Here is an 18,864-nt window from a genome sequence, read left to right as displayed (position 1 = left end):
TCAAAGGGATTTCAGTTGATTTGAGACGTTTAGGCAATGCACATAAAAATTGATCTTCCATTTATTCTGCGAACATTCAGAAGCCGGATCGCGCTGACCTGGGGCATTGTCCTTGTCGAAAATGTGCTGATTGCGTTTGTCCCCTTGCTTATCGGCAGGACTATCGATGGGTTGCTGAAAGGGCAGATGACCGAGCTGTTCTGGATGATGTCCATTCTTGTCGTGCTGGGGATCATCGCCGTTGCGCGCAGGTTATACGACACGCGGACCTATGGCACCATCCGGCTGCATCTGGGTTCGCAACTCCAGAAAAGAACGTCATCTCTCCAGGTCTCCAAGCGCAGCGCGCGGATCGACATGTCCAGGGAGCTGGTCGACTTTCTGGAAACGGACGCGCCTGAACTGATCACCGCGGTTATCCAGATCGCAGTCAGTTTTGCCATCCTGACCTATTTCGACATCCGGCTGGGTGTTTCTGCTGTCATCGTCGTGATCGGCATGATTGCCGTTTATGGCTGCTTCCACCATCGGTTCTACCGTTTCAACGCCAGACTGAACGAACAAAAGGAACAGCAGGTTGATCTGCTTGCCGCAGGAAACCGGCTTGGCGTGTTCCGTCATCTGCGAGCATTGCGCAGACACGAAGTTTCCATATCGGATACGGAAGCACTCGTTTATGGCGGGATTTTTCTACTTCAAATCGCCTTTGTCGCTTTCAATCTCTTCCAGGGTGCCGGAATTCCGGACGTGACAGCCGGCCAGATCTTCTCGATCGCAAGCTATTCCTGGGAGTATGTCGAAGCAGCACTGATGCTTCCGGTCGCGCTTCAGAGCTGGTCACGCCTCAGCGAAATCATCTCACGTATCAACTCTGACAACGACGGATACTCAAATGCCTGATATGGCGATCAAGCCAGACCGTTTGCTTGCAGTTCTTTCCTTCGCCTCCTTCATTTCGTTGCTGCCAGGGCTTGTTGAAGCCGGGACACCACCGGAAGGCTATTGGCTTAACGGAGACAAGAGTGTCGTCGTTGCCATCGGCGCCTGTGAAGCGGGCAGTGTGAAACTCTGCGGGATAATTGTGGGTTTGCCAGGCGCGACCAGTAATACCGAACTCGAACGCTACCGCTCCGAGCTGTGCGGATTGCCCTTGATCTGGGACCTGCAGTCAGGCGACGGGAACCAATTCTGGCAGGACGGGAAAATTCTGGATCCCGAGACCGGGCAAGTCCACGACCCTCAGGCGAACTTCGTGGGACACGCTCTCGAGTTACGCGTTTTCGAAGCGCGGCGAACGAAAACGCACAAGCTGACCTGGCAAAAGATCGAGACTTTCAAGGAGCCTTGCACATGAGAAAGGCAATCTGGATCGTGCTGGCCCTTGTGGCCCTTGTCGGCGTTGTTCTTTATCTGGAAACGCTTGAAGATGTTGCCGAAGTCACCGAAACGGGTGCCGAGGTGGCCCCGAGACCCGTGACCGTCGTTGACGCCAGGATTGGCAACCACGCGGGAACCATATCGGTTTTTGCGGAGGTCGTACCGCGCTGGCAGGTCGACTTGCGCTCTCGCGTTGCAGGGATCGTCAAGGATATTTCTCCATTGGCGCTGGGCGGATCGAGGGTTCCCGGCGACACCGTCCTTCTGACGCTGGAGGAAGCTCCATTTCTCGCAAGTGTTGAAGAAGCACGCCATACGCTCAAGAATGCCGAATTCGGGCTGCGTCAGAAAGAAAACAAGCGCGACATCGCGCTGAAGGACTGGCGAGCGGTCAATCCGGACGAAGTACCGCCGGAAATGGCCATTCACCTGCCGGAGGTCCGGGTTGCCGAGCAATCCGTCGCGGCCGCCGAGGCACGTGTTGGCGCCGCTGAGTTCGATTTGCGGTCAACGACAATCAGGGCCCCGTTCAATGCGATCGTGACGAAGCGGCGCGTCAGCCCAGGACAATCAGTCAACGAGGGGGACGTGCTGTTTTCCTTGCTTGATGACAGCCAACTGGACATACGCGTGTCTCTTTCCCCGAATGAGTGGAGATTGCTGGCGGCAAACTGGGAAGACGGGCGCGCGGATCTCTTTGACGACGCCGGTTCTCATATCGGAACCGCAAAGGTGAAGCGCGGCGGAGGTTTCCTCGAACCTCAGTCGCGCAGATACCAGCTCTTCCTCGAGGTGGACAGGTCCGCAGAAACACTTGCCTTGCCCGGACAGTTTGTCCGCGTTGCCCTGCAGGGGCAACAGGTCGAAAACACGCTCCGGATTCCCGAAAGCGCGCTGACGCAAAACGGTTTTGTCTGGTTTGTCGATCCGGCTGACCGATTGCAAAGATACGAAGCCTCCGCGTTGTTCCGCAACAGCGGAGATGTTGTCGTGAAAGCGCCAGACGATGCGTCCACAGGAGACGTGTTGCGGATCGTCCGGCTTCCCATGAGTGCTTATCTTCCGGGGCAAGTGGTGGCACCGGTAAGCGGAGGACAGGGCGAATGACCTGGCTCACAAACTGGTTTATCCGCAATCCGGTGGCAGCAAACCTGTTGATGGTTTTCATACTGATTGCCGGCGTGACATCGCTCCTGACGATCCGAATAGAAGGTTTTCCGAAAATTCCGGCCGATACGGTGACCGTGTCGACTTTCTTCCCCAATGCCTACACGGCACAGGTCGACGAGCAGATCACGCAAAAGATGGAAAAGGCGATCGAGGGGCTCGAAGGTGTCAAGGCCGTCCGGTCGACCTCCGAACCGGGCTTTTCGCTGGTTTCAATTCAGAAAAACAACGGATACGACCTGCAAAAACTGCTCGACAACGTCCGCTTGAAGATCGACGGACTGGCAGATCTTCCGACAGATGCCCGTCGACCGGTGATCGAGACCAACAATTTCGATGTGCCGGCTCTTTATGTTCAGGTCTTCGGCGAAACCGATCTCAAGTCCTTGCAGAAAATTGCCCGCGGGCTCAGGGCCGATCTGCTTGCCAGTCCTGAAATCTCCCGGGTCAACAACTGGGGCCTGCAGGATCAGGAAATTGCCATCGAGTTTCTGCCCGGCACACTGGAGCGCCTGAACCTCACACTTGCAGATGTCATGACACGTATCCGGGAAACGTCGCTCTATTTTCAAGGCGGAACCTTGCGAACGGAAGGGGGATACATCTCGCTGCGAGCCGACAGTCAGGCAAATTCGCTACGGGACTACCAGGACATTCCCGTTGTCAGATGGCCTGACGGAACGACGACCTTGCTTGGTGACATTGCGAAAATCACTGACGGATTTGAAGAAATCGACATTGAAACCCGCTTCAATCGTCAACCATCGGTCGGCATGGAAGTCCTGATCGGGCGCAAGGATAATCTGCTGCGCGTCTCGGAGGCTGCCGACGCCATTGTTGGCGAAGTTGAACGGACCCTGCCAGAAGGCGTCGAAATTGCCGTCTGGGGCAACTCCCGCGATTACATTTCAGATCGCCTGGAACTTCTGAGCAACAGCGCGATTCAGGGTCTTGTCCTTGTGGCTTTGATGCTGGCCGTCTTTTTGAATGTAAAACTCGCCTTCTGGGTCGCAATGGGGATTCCGATTTCCATTGCGGGGGCGCTGGCCGTGTCGACCACGGGCTGGGTCGACTATTCGCTCAACGATATCACCACGTTCGGTTTCATCATCGTGCTGGGCATTCTGGTGGACGATGCCGTTGTTGTGGGTGAAAGCGTGCACGAGCAGCGAAAACGTCACGTTGATCCCTTGCGCGGCACCGAGGCCGGGGTCGCGCGGGTTTCGACGGCCACGGTTTTCGGCGTGCTCACGACAATAGCGGCGTTCTTTCCGATGCTGCTGATCGACAGTCCCCTGGGCAAAGTTCTGGCGGGTTTTGCAGGCGTCGTCATACTGGCGCTGTTGTTCTCGCTGCTGGAGAGCAAGCTTATCCTGCCGGCGCACCTTGCTCACATTTCCATGGATGAAACAGGAAAGTCGAACCCGCTCTCACGAGGGTGGGCGCGTTTTCAGGGTTTTGCACGCGGATGCCTGATGGGGTTCAGGGACCGGGTCTATGCGCCTGTGCTCAAGTGGTCGCTTGCAAACCGGTACGCCGTTCTCGTTGTTTTTGTCGCGGTGGCAACGCTGGTTTTCGGCCTGATGGGAAAAGGCCAGATCAAGTCCACGTTCTTCCCCAATGTCCCCGGCCAGGTCATCTCCGTTTCCCTGACCATGGATCAACGCGCTCCGGCACATCTGACGAAACGCAATGTTGCCATCCTTGAGGAGGCGGGGCTGGCCCTGAACAAAGATCCGGCCTTGCACACTGCTGAAGGGGCAGGCCCGGTTGCGCACCTCTTTGCGTTTCTGAATGGAACGGCGTCTGCAGAGCTTTACCTGGAGCTGACGCCTTCCGAAGCAAGGCCCGAACTGTCCACATCGGACGTTCTTGAAAACTGGAAACAGCGCGTCGGTCCCCTGGAAGGGGTGTCGGAACTCACATTTTCCGCATTTGAGGATTTCGGCGGAGGGTTCCGGATCCGACTGATCGGTCCGGACAAGGGGCTTTTGGCAGATGCCAGTCTGGATCTGCAAGAGCGGCTGGCAAGGTTCGAGGGAGTGTCAAACGTCCGCGATACCTTCCTGACCGGGCAGCCGGAACTCAGGCTCAGACTGAAACCTGAAGCACGTGCGCTCGGATTTACTTCCGAACGTCTGGCAAGCCAGATCGGCTATGCATTCGGCGGCGGAGAAGCGCAGCGCATTCAGCGGGGTACCTCCGAAGTCCGGGTCGTGGTGCGCAATTCACGAGATTCTCGTGACCGTATCGAAGACCTGATGGCACTCCGGCTGAAGAGTGAGAAAGGGGACTGGATATCGCTTTCGACCGTTGCGGAAATTGAGCCACGATATGTATCGGAGAAGGTCCAGCGCCGGAATGGCGATCTTGTTGCGACCGTGCTGGCCGACGTGAATCGCGAAGTCGTATCACCGGAAGAGATCGGCCAGGCACTGTTCGGCGGGTTCACCGGGGAACTGGAAGAAAAGTATCCGGGTATCGCAATCGACAGGGGCGGTGAGCTGGAAGAGATTGGCGAAATGAGAGGTGGTCTTCTGCGCGCCGTCATCATTGCCTGTCTCCTGATCTACATTCTGATGGCAGTACCGCTCAAATCCTATTGGAAGCCGCTGATTATCATGTCCGTGGTTCCGTTCGGATTTGTCGGAGCGGTCATAGGCCACGCAATCATGGACCTGCCGTTTTCACTCCTGTCATTTTTTGGCGTGCTGGCATTGATCGGGGTTGTGGTGAGTGACTCGCTCGTCATGATGACGTTCTATGTCCAGTCCAGGGAAGAGGGGATGCCGAGTGAGGAAGCAACGTTCAGATGCGGCGTGGACCGCTTTCAGGCTATTTTTCTGACGACCGCAACCACCGTTGTCGGGCTGTTGCCGCTCATGAGCGAAACATCCGAGCAGGCCCGCTATCTTATCCCGGCGGCTGTTTCCCTGGCCTATGGCGAGATTTTCGCGACCTTGATCACCCTGATCCTGATACCGGTGCTGCTGGCGATCTCGCAGGATGTCCGAAGGATAGTTTTCGGAAAATCTCCAACTGTTGAAGTCGCACCGGCTTGATGCATGGTCCCCTTAAATTGACGAAGCCGCCAAAGTCGGCGGCTTCCGGTGACACATGCCTGTTTCAACTAAAAGCGGGCGGCGACACCGAGCAGCGGCCCATGCGTGATGGTATCGTATGCGAACCTGTTCGCACCGGATTTGTCGTTGTCGTAGTCGACGCTCAGCGCCTTGTACTGCAGGTGGGCCGACCAGGTCTGGTTGAAGTGGTAGCCGACACCTGCCTGAACGTTCCAGGAGAAGTCGGAAGCAACACCAAAACCGCCGATATCACCCCTGGCATTCGCAGACCATTTGTCATTGAACTGATGGATAGCGCGTATGCCGATGACCGGGTCGATCCAGTCGTCGCCTCTTGAGATGTCGAAACTGCCGGCAAATGTTCCGTTGGCGTTCAGGTCGAGGTTGATGTCCCAATAGCGCCCCCCGGCATAGAGGTCGACCGAAGTCTGAGGAGAGTTGTGGACGCGATAGAACAGCATGCCTTCGACGATGAGCTGGTCAACCCCGACGCTGATCCGTCCGCCGCCAACGCGCGAATCCGCCGACGCACCAAGCCCCATGTAGGCAACGTCCAGCATCGCGCCGAATTTCTGCTGATAAAGCGCTTCGGCGCGAACCATTGCACCAAATCGCAGATTTTCAAGAATATCGTCAGTGCCGACGTCGATATCCGTGCTTGGCAAACGTCCGACCTGCGTCGTTCCGGTAATGTTTGCCGCCACGAAATAAGGCGCAATCAGGAACTCCCAGGTCCGGTTGATCCGATCGTTGGCGGGATAGGTTTCCACGATAGGTGATGGTGGCAGGTCAGCAGCTTGCACCATGGTCAAAGGCAACCCGGCTGCGAATAAAATCAATCCAAGATCTCGGAGCAATTTCGAGATATTGTAATTTTTACGCATGAATTCTTGCCCTTCTCAGCATTTTCACGGTTCACCTACAGATGAATCGGTTTTTTTATTCAAACACAACAATAACGTAACCGCTACCGTCCGCGAGGTAATAACTCCCGCCGCATTGCTGATATGCAACACCATCGACCACGACTTTGCTGCATCCGGACGGCAAGGCATTCACTCTCCGCGTTGTTCGGCGCACGGTACGGCGTGCAGATCGACGTACGGTTCCTGGCTTTTGTGCCGCCGCGGTCGTCACCGCAGGTGCGGATAACGACCGTGTGGCGGTGTCACGCCTGATCTCCAGAAACAGACCTGCTGTGAAAGTTATCACCGCGACTGCGGCAGCAAGACTTTTGGAGACCTTGAGAGTTCGCCGCTCCCTGTCGATCATGACATCCTCCAGGCTTTATTTCGTCACGGATCCACGCTTGATTGCAAAGGCTTCGACCGCAGCCTGCGTTTCCTGCCGCAGGTTTTCGATCCCTTCATAAGGAACCCCGTAGGCCGGAGGCCCATCCGGATATTTTTCCTTGCGCGCCATATGCCGTCCGAGGATGCGGACAAATTCCTGGCCACCCCATGCACCCACCTCGGTGGAGACAGGATATTTCTCATGGGTGTCGCGATAGAGATCGAAGAATTCTGCGAGGATAGGGCTCTCGCCGGGGCCTGGCAGGTTCAGCCGCAACTTGTCTTTCACGATCGCTTTGGGTGTGCTGATCGAATAGACGATGACATGGTCCCGCCGTCCCTTGCTTTCGTCGTCAAAAAGGAGTGACGCGGACTGGTCGACCCCGTCCACCAACCTGTCTCTTGGAATGAACTGATCCGCTCCGGCAAAGCGAGACAGGGTCGTATAGAGGTCGGATACATGGATGATGTTGTTCACCATGGAGTCTGGCGCGATCATTCCGGGCCACTTGATGAAGGCGTCGACCCGGACGCCACCCTCGCTGGTATCGCCCTTGCCACCTTTGTAAATCATCGGCGTAAATCCGGATTGCGGGGCATATTTCGTGAAGTGACCGTTGTCACCCATGAGCACGACAATCGTATTGTCCGCAATGCCCAGGGTATCCAACTCGTTCATGATGTCGCCAACCCAGGTATCCAGGAGTTGCATCTTGTCAGCATAAAGACCACCGTTCGGGCTGTCTGGACCGTCCCGTCCGGTGCGCGTATTGTCGAGCGGTATCATTGGCCAGTATTGCAGGAAGAATGGCTCGTTCTCACCCGCCAGTCGGCGCAGCTCATCCAGTGTCTTGTCCTGGAATGCCTGATTCATCTCGTCATATTTTGCGGCCGTCCAGCGCTCGCCTGCTGCCATTCGAATTTCGCGAACCGGCTCACCCGGCTTGCCCTCGATAACGGTTGCCATCGCCGAGGCATCGGGCCTGAAGAGATCGTCCAGAGTGTAGGCCGGATCGAAGTCGGCAATTCCGACGGAAACCTGTTCGCGGATGGCGTCGTCGTGGAAAATCGTCAGCTGTCCCTGCTGGTGAACGGCGTGCTGTGCATAGTCGAAACCTTGGTTCATGGCCCAGCTTTCCGGGATGTCGCCCATGTGCCATTTGCCGACATGCGATGTGCTGTAACCGCCCTCACTCAGGACTTCTGCCAAGGTCACTTCGTTGCCTGGAAGACCGAACCCGGAGATGTCCACGCTGGTGTCGCCCATCCCCATGCGTACCGGCAGGCGGCCGGTCATCTGTGCAACCCGCGTCGGCGTACACGAGGGTTCGGTGTACATGCGCACCATGCGCATGCCTTCGTCGGCCAACTGGTTTATGTTGGGCGTCTCGTAGCCGCGAACGGCGTTCAGCTCCGGAATGCCCATGTCACCGAAGCCCATGTCGTCAACAAGTATGCTCAAGATGTTGGGTGGTTTGCCATCGTTGCCGGCTCGGAATTGTGCCAATGCAGCGTCTACGGCCGCGTCATCCTTGGTCCATTGATCGGCGTGTTGGGCCTGCAGGATGTAAAACTCCGCATCATGTGCGATCGGGGCGTCTTGGGCCTGTGCCGAGGTGACCAACAGAGCGAATGTCATTGCCGTCAGCAGTTTTCTCATGCCTGGCTCCCACGAGGTGTTGTAAACGCAAGTTTCTGAAACTGATCGATTTTTGCTGATTTGGGGGTGTTGCAAATTGCACCGTTGCATCGCCCGGATCGGCTTTGGGACAGATTGTTCACTGAGCTGCCTCCGTTGCGGTCTCGCCTGGAGCGCTTTTCGTTGAAGCTGTGCCGGTACGGTTGATTTCGGTGTTGGGAAAGAACTCGGCCCACACGTGCCAGAACATCCCGGGGCGGACATTTTCGACCCGTGTGAGTTTTCCGGCCGGTGTTTTGCCGAAAAAATCAATGTCGGTAACTGGCGCTGCGGTATCGTTGTACCAGATGCCCAGGCTCTCGACCTTCGGGTCCCATACGACAACAAGATCCTTTCCGCCCACCTTGGCGTTGATGATATTGCCGTTTTCGATCACAAAGTCGTCCGTCCAGCACACCACATCGCCGTCTATGTCGATGCCCCAGACATAGGTCTTGTTGTGGAGGCGGTCGTCGCCGTTGCGGTTCATGTTCGAGATGATGGGTGCATTCACGCGATGCTGGCGGGAAATTTCGGATGAAAAGATGGTCTCGATAGCCAGGTCGAACAAAAACAGTATCGGGTTCTTCGAGGGTTTGTTGATGAAAACCTTGCCATCAGGATAAGCCTTGGCGAAACCACGCATTGTCATCCGGAATGTCGGCCACGGACGCATGGCAAGCTGGGGCTGAAGAGGGCAGGCCGGACCATTTTCGCTCTCTTTGCTGTCCCGGTCCCGGAAGCCGTAGATCTGCTGAACCGGTTCGCCAGTCCTGTTGTCGCGCAGGATCAGATTGTTGCCATGTTGCGCCAGCACTTCAAGGTCCAGCTCCTGCCCCTCGATTGACGGCGTATAGCCGATCCCCAGATTGGCCATGGCGCAATAGGTCATGATGACATTCTCGCCATCCAGGCCTTCCCGATTGCCGGCCAGGTGCGGACGCATGATCTGCGCGTCCGGATGTGCCCGGGCAACACCGTTGTTTTCAATGACGAGGACAGGACTTGAGGGACTGACCCATTCCATTGCTTCTTTGATGGGGAGGTACTGCGCGGTGTTCTTCTGGTTTCGGAGACCGACATGGACCCAGACATAGGGAAAGCCATAGAGGACAACGAGCAGCAGAAACGCTGCGAGCCAGAGCCAGAATGGGCCCCCGCCAACACTGAAGTGAGCCAGTGTCATGATGGCGACACCTGCGAGACCAGCGGCTAGCAGGCGGTTTTCGTTGCGTATGAACCGAGCCATGTTCGCCCGTTTCACTTTCAGAACCATCTGCGTGACGTCGCCGAGATCGCGAAAATAGAGCAGGCCGATGACAAGTGAAACAGCAAGGCCGCCATAGAAAAAGAGGTTTCCGATAACAGCCATGGCGTATTCCTCATCTCCCGGGAGCTAACGGGTTTTCGTTGTCACCGTCGCGTTGCATATCTCGACAAGGTCTGTTCCTGAGATGTCACTCGGCAACGGAACACCAAGAACTGCGCTCGGATGTCTGTTTGTGTGAACTCGGTCGACCATCCGAATAACTTGTCTGTCACTGCCAGCTTGCGAAAACTTCCCTTGTGAGCTCGCTCTCGGGACGCAGGTTCTCAATCCCTTCGTAAGGAACGCCTTTGCCGAGCGGCAGGTGTGGATGATTTGCGATCGTCAACTGATGCCGCTTGACCATGTCCTGGAAAGAGGCACCGGACCAAAGTGAATAGCCGACCTGTGGATGTTCTTCGCGCGGATCGCGGTAGATGTTGAAGACCGGTGCCGCGGCGCCGGGTTGACCCGGGGCAGGAAGATGCATCTTGAATTCCTGCTTGACCACTGACCGAAGGACAGTGCCTTCGTAAACATAAACATAATCCCGGCGCGAATTGCCTTCGCCTTCCAGGAGCAGTGCTGTCTGATCGAGGCCATCGATCACCCGGTCGCGCGGTATATAGTCCGTGGCATCGGCTATACGGGCAAACGTGGTGAAGAGGTCAGACACATGAATGATGTCGCCAGCCGCATTGCCCGGTTCGATGACGCCGGGCCAGCGAATGAAGGCGTCAGTACGTACGCCGCCTTCCAGATGTTGGGTCTTTCCGCCCCTGTAAATGAGCTGGTTGAGACCGGATGTGCCCTCGTAGTGATACATCAGTCCATTGTCAGCCATCAGAACGACTATGGTATTGTCGCGCAGTCCCAGGTCGTCGACCCTTGCCAGAAGATCTCCGATCCACCCGTCCAGAAGTTGGAGCTTGTCGGCATGAAATCCGCCATTTCGGGAAATCGCCTGATCAGGATAGACGAAGTTCAGTGGATAGAGCGGCCAGTATTGCAGGAAGAAAGGAGCATCCTCGCCGGCTAGACGCTCCAGTTGTTCGAGGATCTGACGCTGGTAGCGTTCGTTCATCTCCTCGTATTTGGCCTGGGTCCATTCTTCCCCGGGATCCATGCCGACTTCCCTTGCCTTGGCGCCGGCTTCAGCCTCGACACCCGTTACCAGTCCGTAAGGCTTGAAACGCTGGTCGATGGCGAACTGGTTGTTCTGGCCTGAGGCGTGAAATCCGAGCATGTTGTTGGCGGTCATAGCTTCCCGGGTCATCAGGCTGAGTTGAACCTGCTGATGCAACGGGAATGCTGCCCAATCGAAACCCTGGTTGTGCGGATAAGCCTGTTCGATGTCGCCCTGATGCCACTTGCCGACATGTGCGGTGTTGTAGCCCACTTCCTTGAGGATTTCGGCAATGGTGACTTCTTCCGCCGAAAGACCTTCGCCGACCAACGCTACCTTTACCTCTTCCACACCGGCGCGAACAGGATGGCGCCCGGTCAGCATGGCCGTGCGTGTGGGGGTACACGAAGGTTCCGTGTACATCCGCATCAGTGACAGACCTTCGCCTGCCAGCTCGTTGATGTTGGGTGTCTCGATACCAGTGACGTAGTTGAGGGTCCGGTTTCCCATTTGCCCAAAGCTTACGTCGTCGATCAGAATGTAAAGGATATTGGGAGGTCTGCCGTCATTCGCCGCACGGATCTCCTCCAGTCTCGCATCGATCCTCTGATCCTGCTCTTTCCATTCATCGCCTTTCTGAGCCAGAAGAAACGTAAACTCACCGTCACGGATGATGGGGCCATCCTGCGCGAACGAATTGGCAATTCCAATGCAGAGCGTAAGTAAAAATGCGGACAATACCTTCATTTCCCAGCTCCATTGAGTTGGCTGATAAATTCATATACGCAGTATTTTGACGAATATCGATCAACAGCTATTCTATTGCTTGCTCGAAAATCAGCATTTCATTGTAAGAAATGCTGAGATGCCTTCCAAGAGCCGGTTTATTTTTGTTTTTGCTGAATTGACTCTAGGGCGGATCAGCTGTTCCCATGATCGAAATTGCGAAACGGAGGCAAGGTTTCATTGGAGAGTCCGGAATTTCAAACAACACTCGTTGCGGAGTTTCTGGACGTCGACCAGTTATGTCATGACGTTCAATACTGGGACCTCCGGTTCCAGCCACTTGGCTCAATCCCGCCTGACGAAAAAATCGCACGCATTGTTCAGGGCAATATGTCCCGTTTTGAATGCACATACGCGCGGTTCCGGATGAATTTCGACCAAAGAGGCGCGCCGCCTCAAGGGAAGGTGACGTTCACGATTCCCGGTGAGAAGCTGAACGAACTCTGGTGGCGCGATCAATTCACCAGCTCAAGCGATGTTCTGGTCTATCTGCCCGAAACGGAACTCAGATCGATTTCCGCTCAGGACTTCGAGGTGTATCTGATCGCAGTTGATGTGCCTGTCATCGAGGAATACCTGGAACGCTGCGGCTTCAGGGAAATTGAGCTTGCAAGATTTCCGAGTGTCTTTCGAGCGCCTGACCACGTCCTGCGAAATGCCAGGGCGGTTCTCGGTCGGCTTGGCCGGCATCCGCGTTTTGTGGATCCATGCTCGCTGGATGCACTTGTGGAAGAGCTCGTCAGTTGCTGGGTGATGCAGACAGGTCTTCAGCCACGTCAAGTGGCGCCCAGTTCCTCGCGCTTCGTGATCGAAGAGATCCTCGCTTCGATAGCATCCGGAGACGCCGCAGACATCCGGATCTCGACCCTCTGTCAGAAGGCCAACATCTCGCGGCGCGCACTCGAAATCGCGTTCCGTGACAAGTTCGGCACCGGACCGTCGGCATTCCTGAAATCCGCCCGCCTGGCGCAAGCGCGCAGGAAGCTGCAGACAGCTTCGGAAGCAGCGTGGTCCATTGCCGACATTATGGACGAGGCGGGATTTTCCCATGTCGGACAATTTGCGCTCGACTATCGCAAGATGTTCGGTGAAAGACCGTCTGATACCGTGAAACGGTACTCCTGATGATTGGAATTGTTTTCCGTTGCTGGTTCCAAATATCCGAGAGAAGCAATATTTAATTTGTCGGTGCATATATTTTGATTTGAATTTAGATTTATTGTAGTTTTGGATTTTGTTGGAAGTATTTTTTCATTTTTCGCAACCGGATATTTTTGATTGACTTAACATATCTCGTTTTTCGAATGAGCCCTGGTGTTGAAATTGTTTGCGTGACGCCTTTAACGCAGCGTTCGGGGGCACTTGACCTTGTTGCGATTGGTCGAATGTTCGACAACCCGGGATGCGCGCGGTGCGATACATTTTTTCTGACACATCTTTAGCAAATTCCATCCGCAAAGCGGCGATTCTTTCGCCGGATTTCGCCGCGAGCCTTCCGTGCGCAATGCGAAGCACGAAAGGAAACGCAATGGTGGACAATCCGGTGAACACGCTGAGTTCAAGCGAGCAGCTGATCCTGGAACTCGTCAACAAGGAGAGGCAGGCAGCCGGACTGGAACCGGTCGCTTCAGCATCTCAGCTCAACGCAGCGGCTCAAAAACATTCCGAATGGATGGCGGACGGTCGACGGCTTGATCACACAGGATCGGGAGGCTCAAGCCCGTGGGACAGGATGAAGGCGGAAGGCTGGACCGAGTATCCAATGGGCGAGAATATTGCCTACAATCCTTTCAACCAGAGCCGGCCGGCGTCAGGTGAATATGTCCCCCAAAAGATCATCGAGGACATGCATACGGGTTGGATGAATTCATCCGGTCACAGAGCCAATATACTGAATGCAGGTTATACGATGCTGGGTGTCGGTGATGCCATCGGTGGGCATCCCAGTTCTCCTGATCATTCGACGAGTTATGCCACGCAGAATTTTGCCGGGACGACGAAAAACTATGTGACCGGTGTTGTCTTTGACGACGCGGACGGTGACAAGTTCTACGATATGGGTGAGGCGCTGGGGGCGGCGAAGGTAACCATCGTCAACTCGTCCGGATCGACCGTCGCCACAAAGTCGACCGACCCAGGTGGTGGTTACAGCATTGCGCTCGCCAACGGCTCCTATACGGCAAAGTTCACCGGCGCGGGTATCGACGGAACCATCGAGAAGAGTTTTTCCATCTCCGGAAAGAACGTCAAACTCGACGTCAAGGATGGATCTGAGGGCGGCGGAACGCCTCCGCCGCCGGTCGGTACCGATGGCGACGACACGATCCACTATACCAACGGGGATGATTTCTGGACCAACGGGGTGCCGAAGGATATCGGCGGTGCGGGAACAGACACGCTGATCGTCAACAAGGGCTCGGTGTTCAACACATCCGGTCTTTCCTTGTACGGCTTTGAGCGATTTCAGGGAGCGGAGAAGAATGACAGGGTGATCGGCAATGATGGCAATGTCGACTATTGGCTCAATGGCGGGTCAGGAAACGACACGCTCCAGGGCAACGCAGGCGACGATACGCTGATCGGAGGCAGCGGCAATGACCGCCTTTACGGCAAAGCCGGCAATGACACGATCAAGGGCGGTGCCGGGCGTGACGTAGTTTTCGGTGGAGCTGGAAATGACACGATCCATTACGGCAGTGGAGACGTTTACTGGGACAGTGGAGTTCCGCGCAATGTCGGTGGGGCCGGAATTGATACACTCGTTGTGGAGGCAGGATCCAGGTTCAACACCTCGGCCCTGTCAAAATACGGGTTTGAAAGGTTCCAGGGAGCGGAAAAGGACGACCGGGTCACCGGTGACGATGCGAAGGTTGCCTATGTCCTGAATGGCGGCGGCGGCAATGACTTGCTGAAGGGGGGCGCCGGAAACGATACGCTGCTCGGTGGCACGGGCAACGACAGGCTCGAGCCCGGTGCGTCCGCAGGCGGGCTGCAGAAACTCTTCGGTCAGTCCGGTAACGACACGTATGTCGTCACCTCGAAAGGAGGCCGGATCGACATCGTCGAACTGGCTGGCAACGGCAATGACAAGCTGATTTTCAAGGATCTCAAGAGGTCTGATGTCGATGTCTCGCTGGATGCGGACAACAGAATGGTTCTTTCATGGGATGACGGTGCGGGCCAGGTGACGGTCAATGATGCAGGCGAGTATCTGGATCAATTTGTGTTCCAGTTCGGAGCGGTCTATCAACCCGATGATTTTGCCTTGCTGTGATCTGGCAGGAAGACCCGCTCTTTCGTGGAGCGGGTCTTCTCCGTCTTGGCTCAGCAGAGCAACTTGTTTGTGGTTGTCAAATTATGTCAAAATTCTGATTTTTACTTTAAAAATCAAAACAATTTCGAATTGTTTGTGTTATTTGTTCAAAATTTGTTCTTTTCATTGCAAGTGTATTTGAAATTTACTTGAGGGAGCGCCGTGTATTCCCTAGACTTTCCATCATAAAACACTCTGGGAGATCGAGATTCGGACTTCTTTTTCCCTTGTTTGCTGTGGTGGAGCTCTAGGACGGTCGTCCGCATGCGCGGCAGGATGTCCTCGTGGCCGGGGCTCTTGTCGCACTGTTTTTATCGGGTCTGACAAACAAAAATGAGGCAAATTCGACATGTGTGAACTCTGTTTCGCCACCGGCCGTACCGAAGAAATTCCCTATGTCGCAGGGTTCAGCTGCGTTGATGGCAGTGGAACCGCAGCAAGTACCGGCGCCGACGGGTCAGCGGTTTTATCTGCACCTCTGCCGGTCTTCAGCAACGACCAGATCGCAGATCAACTGACACAGGAAACCTCCAACGGCTCGCCGATTGCCTTCAATGCCGGTCCGGGCGATACGATCACCGTCGACATTACCGGCCTGACAAATGATGGAAAGTTCCTGGCCACGAATGCGCTGGAAGCGTGGGAGAATGTTACCGGGATCAATTTCTCGTTCGTCTCAAGCGGTGCGCAGATCACGTTCGATGATGAGAGTTCCGGTGCTTATGCCAATTATTCCTGGTGGAGCAACGGCGACATGATTTCGGCCGATGTCAATGTGTCGAAGGGATGGCTGAGTTCGTACGGCACCGGTATAAACAGCTATTCCTTCCAGACCTATATTCACGAGATCGGTCATGCGCTTGGATTGAGGCATGGCGGAAACTACAACGGGTCGGCGACATATGGCGTCGACAATCACTACCTTAACGACTCCTGGCAAGCGACAGTCATGTCCTATTTCAGCCAGACAGAAAACACTTATGTCAACGCCAGCTACGCATACGTGATTACTCCGATGGTCGCGGATATCGTCGCGATACAGGACCTGTACGGCACACCTGCCAGCATTCGAACCGGTGCGACCATATATGGTAACAATTCAAATGCGGGCGGCTACCTGGAGACGTTTTTCGATTCAAATCAAACAGCTGCGATGACAATCTACGACAATGGTGGAACGGATCTGTTCGATTTTTCCCACGTTGGAGCCAATCAGCGCATAGACCTCAACCAGGAAGCCATTTCGAATGTCGGCGGGCTAACCGGCAATCTCATTGTCGCTCGTGGCACGATCATTGAAAATGCATATGGCGGTGGTGGCAATGATGAACTGATCGGCAACGATGCCGACAACACGCTATTGGGTAACAGTGGGAATGATGACCTGATCGGTGGCGGTGGCAACGACATCCTGCGTGGTGGCTACGGCAATGACAACATGTCGGGCGGCGCCGGCAACGACACCATCTACTACACCAATGGAGACACATTCTGGGTGAACGGTGCCCCCAAGGATGTCGGTGGGAGCGGAACGGACACACTGGTGATGGAAAGCGGGTCCGTTTTCAATACCAGCGGTCTTTCCTGGTACGGTTTTGAAAAATTCATCGGTGCGGGGCGAAACGACCGGGTCGTCGGCAATGACGGCACGGTCGACTACGTTCTCGACGGTGGCGGCGGCAACGATACGCTGATCGGCAGCGGTGGTGACGACGAACTCATTGGCGGAGCCGGAAATGACTTTCTCCGAGGCGGTTGGGGCAACGACAGTGTATCGGGAGGGGGAGGGAACGATACGATCTACTATGCCAGCGGCGACCTGTTCTGGGAGAGCGGCACACCAAAGGATGTGGGCGGATCCGGTATCGACAAGCTGATCATCGAATCCGGATCGAAGTTCAACACTTCGGGGCTGTCCTGGTACGGGTTTGAAGAGTTCCAGGGTGCGGAGAAAAGTGACCGGGTGATCGGCAACGATGCCAGTGTCGACTACTGGATGAACGGCGGCGGCGGCAATGATTTCCTGAAAGGAAACGATGGTACGGATACGCTGATCGGCGCCGCAGGCAATGACACTCTGGATGCGGGTTCTTCCTCCGGTGGCTGGCAGAACCTGGAGGGGGGCGCAGGCAACGACAGCTATGTCGTTTCGTCGAATGGCGGCTGGATCAATATCGTTGAACTGATCAGCAATGGCATCGACACATTGTTCTTCAAGGACCTGCAGGTCTCGGACGTTGAAGCTTCGTCGGACAGCGACAGCAACATGCTCCTGTCCTGGGCGAGCGGTGCTGGCCAGGTGAAGATCAACGACCTTGGTGTCTATGTCGACAATTTCGAATTCTCGGACGGTACGGTGCTGCAGGCAGATGATTTTGCATTTGTCTGAGGCGCAGAGGATCAAGGCTCACGCGCTGCCAAATGCGTGAGCCGTTTTTCTGATTTTGGTGGGGCTTACAGGACTGCCTCGACTGCCTTCGCGCAAGCCAGCAGGTCGTCGTCGCGCTCGCCGCCAGCGACCAGCATCGCACTTAACGTCTTGCCGTCGTGCTGGTAGGGCAGGGCAATGGAACAGGCATCGGCGACATTGGCGAGAGAGGGATTTCGAAGTGCCAGAAGGTTGAGGCGATTGAATTCCTCATCATCCGCGAGATCCTCGATCCTGGGAGGCAGCTTGGGCGTTGTCGGCATGAGAAGCACGTCGTTGCCAAGCTCTTTGCGGAATGAAGCGATGAACTCGGCCCGCCGATTCAAGGTCCTGCGGTACTCAATGGCAGACAGCTTGTCGGCGAGTGCCATGCGGGCATGAACGCGGCGGTCAAACTGATCAGGTGAAGCCTGGAAGTGGGGTTCGTAATGCGCGCGCGATTCCACCGATGTCATATGCCAGGGTGGAACACTTTCGTATTGTGCAATCGAGGCAAGTTCCTTTTCCACGATCTCCAGCCCGGCGCTCCGAAGGTTCCGTACAATCGCATTGAAGCCTGTAATCACCTCTGTATCTGCTTCCGATAGGCCGAAATTGAGCGGGACGACAAGTCTTCGAGGTGCGGTGGGAGCAGGCGAAGCGGGTGTCCCCGACATTACCTGCCATGCCAGTTCGCATTCTGCCACGGTTCTTGCCATCGGCCCGAAACTGTCGAGGCTGTCGGACAGTGGTTTGCCACCTTCCATGGACACCGAACCCTGCGTTGGCTTGAAGCCCGTAATGCCCGTAAATGCCGCAGGTATCCGCAGCGAACCGCCGGTGTCGCTGCCGATCGCGATGTCGCACAGGCCGAGGGCAACGGAAACGGCACCGCCGCTTGTCGATCCTCCAGGGGCGCAGCCGGGATAGGCCGGATTCCGGGGCGTACCGTAATGCGGGTTGAGCCCCATGCCCGAATAGGCGAATTCGGACATGTTGGTGAGCCCGACAAAGATACCCCCCGCGGCAGCCAGACGCGCGATGGCCGGTGCGTCCGACGTTGCCGGCGGATCTTCAACCAGAACCCTGGTCGCGCTTGTCGTCGTTTCGTTTTCAACATCGAACAACGCTTTCACGCTGATGAGCGCTCCTGCCAGCGGGTGATCCGTTTTGCCTGCCTGGGTGACCTGCTTTCTTGCACGGTCCGGCAGAAGCTTCAGAAAAACATATTTTGCCGCATCATCCCCGGCGGCACGCTCAAGTGCGGTTTTAAGCCTTTTTCCGGCAGTTTCGGGTGCCCAGGCAAAGGATGCGCTCATCTGGTGGTGT

At 55.7% G+C, this 18,864-nt stretch carries 13 protein-coding genes; 7 read left to right on the top strand and 6 right to left on the bottom strand.

Translation table 11 applies throughout. The features are described 5' to 3' along the window. The first annotated feature begins 36 nt into the window (after window positions 1–36). The 4 genes from LA5095_RS15980 to LA5095_RS15965 are packed head-to-tail and all read left to right on the top strand — an operon-like array spanning window position 37 to window position 5,606. Window positions 37–900, top strand: a complete 864-nt coding sequence (locus LA5095_RS15980) for an ABC transporter six-transmembrane domain-containing protein (RefSeq protein ID WP_029063050.1) — start codon at window positions 37–39, stop codon at window positions 898–900. Further along, window positions 893–1,354 carry a DUF2147 domain-containing protein gene (locus tag LA5095_RS15975; protein ID WP_055116536.1) on the top strand — a complete coding sequence of 154 codons (462 nt, stop codon included), beginning with the start codon at window positions 893–895 and terminating at the stop codon, window positions 1,352–1,354. Before LA5095_RS15980 ends, LA5095_RS15975 begins: the two co-directional genes overlap by 8 nt. Next, on the top strand, window positions 1,351–2,484 hold the full coding sequence (locus LA5095_RS15970; protein WP_055116534.1) for an efflux RND transporter periplasmic adaptor subunit: 1,134 nt from the start codon (window positions 1,351–1,353) through the stop codon (window positions 2,482–2,484). The genes LA5095_RS15975 and LA5095_RS15970 overlap by 4 nt, the downstream gene beginning before the upstream one ends. Further along, window positions 2,481–5,606, top strand: a complete 3,126-nt coding sequence (locus tag LA5095_RS15965) for an efflux RND transporter permease subunit (protein WP_055116532.1) — start codon at window positions 2,481–2,483, stop codon at window positions 5,604–5,606. Before LA5095_RS15970 ends, LA5095_RS15965 begins: the two co-directional genes overlap by 4 nt. Window positions 5,607–5,674: 68 nt before the next feature. Here LA5095_RS15965 and LA5095_RS15960 read toward each other — a convergent pair whose 3' ends face one another. The 5 genes from LA5095_RS15960 to LA5095_RS15945 all read right to left on the bottom strand — a co-directional run bounded on the left by LA5095_RS15960 (window position 5,675) and on the right by LA5095_RS15945 (window position 11,776). After that, window positions 5,675–6,433 (bottom strand): hypothetical protein, encoded by a 759-nt coding sequence (locus LA5095_RS15960; RefSeq protein WP_055116529.1) that lies wholly within the window; start codon window positions 6,431–6,433, stop codon window positions 5,675–5,677. A gap of 133 nt (window positions 6,434–6,566) precedes the next feature. Next, on the bottom strand, window positions 6,567–6,899 hold the full coding sequence (locus LA5095_RS32420) for a hypothetical protein (RefSeq protein ID WP_144436010.1): 333 nt from the start codon (window positions 6,897–6,899) through the stop codon (window positions 6,567–6,569). Between the two features lie 15 nt (window positions 6,900–6,914). Continuing rightward, on the bottom strand, window positions 6,915–8,579 hold the full coding sequence (locus LA5095_RS15955; RefSeq protein WP_055116528.1) for a sulfatase-like hydrolase/transferase: 1,665 nt from the start codon (window positions 8,577–8,579) through the stop codon (window positions 6,915–6,917). Window positions 8,580–8,697: 118 nt separating this feature from the next. Beyond that, the gene (locus LA5095_RS15950; RefSeq protein ID WP_055116526.1) at window positions 8,698–9,969 is read right to left on the bottom strand and encodes a DUF3179 domain-containing (seleno)protein; all 1,272 of its coding nucleotides are present in this window, start codon (window positions 9,967–9,969) and stop codon (window positions 8,698–8,700) included. Between the two features lie 166 nt (window positions 9,970–10,135). After that, window positions 10,136–11,776, bottom strand: coding sequence for a sulfatase-like hydrolase/transferase (locus LA5095_RS15945; RefSeq protein ID WP_055116524.1), 1,641 nt, complete (start codon window positions 11,774–11,776; stop codon window positions 10,136–10,138). Window positions 11,777–11,995: 219 nt separating this feature from the next. Between LA5095_RS15945 and LA5095_RS15940 the strand changes: the two genes are divergently transcribed. The 3 genes from LA5095_RS15940 to LA5095_RS32415 all read left to right on the top strand — a co-directional run bounded on the left by LA5095_RS15940 (window position 11,996) and on the right by LA5095_RS32415 (window position 17,517). Beyond that, window positions 11,996–12,940, top strand: coding sequence for an AraC family transcriptional regulator (locus tag LA5095_RS15940; protein WP_144436009.1), 945 nt, complete (start codon window positions 11,996–11,998; stop codon window positions 12,938–12,940). 403 nt (window positions 12,941–13,343) lie between these two features. Next, a complete protein-coding gene (locus LA5095_RS33420) occupies window positions 13,344–15,089 on the top strand; it encodes a CAP domain-containing protein (protein WP_158510388.1) in 1,746 nt (581 codons plus the stop codon). Between the two features lie 388 nt (window positions 15,090–15,477). After that, window positions 15,478–17,517: a M10 family metallopeptidase gene (locus tag LA5095_RS32415; protein WP_055116518.1), complete on the top strand. Its 2,040-nt coding sequence runs from the start codon at window positions 15,478–15,480 to the stop codon at window positions 17,515–17,517. A gap of 65 nt (window positions 17,518–17,582) precedes the next feature. Here LA5095_RS32415 and LA5095_RS15925 read toward each other — a convergent pair whose 3' ends face one another. Further along, window positions 17,583–18,854, bottom strand: a complete 1,272-nt coding sequence (locus LA5095_RS15925) for an amidase family protein (protein ID WP_055116516.1) — start codon at window positions 18,852–18,854, stop codon at window positions 17,583–17,585. Between the last annotated feature and the right edge of the window lie 10 nt (window positions 18,855–18,864).

This window comes from Roseibium album (assembly GCF_001404515.1).
In the GTDB taxonomy this organism is placed as follows: Bacteria; Pseudomonadota; Alphaproteobacteria; order Rhizobiales; family Stappiaceae; genus Roseibium; species Roseibium album.
The sequence above is the reverse complement of the archived record's forward strand: the minus strand, read 5'-3'. Positions and strand labels throughout refer to the sequence as shown.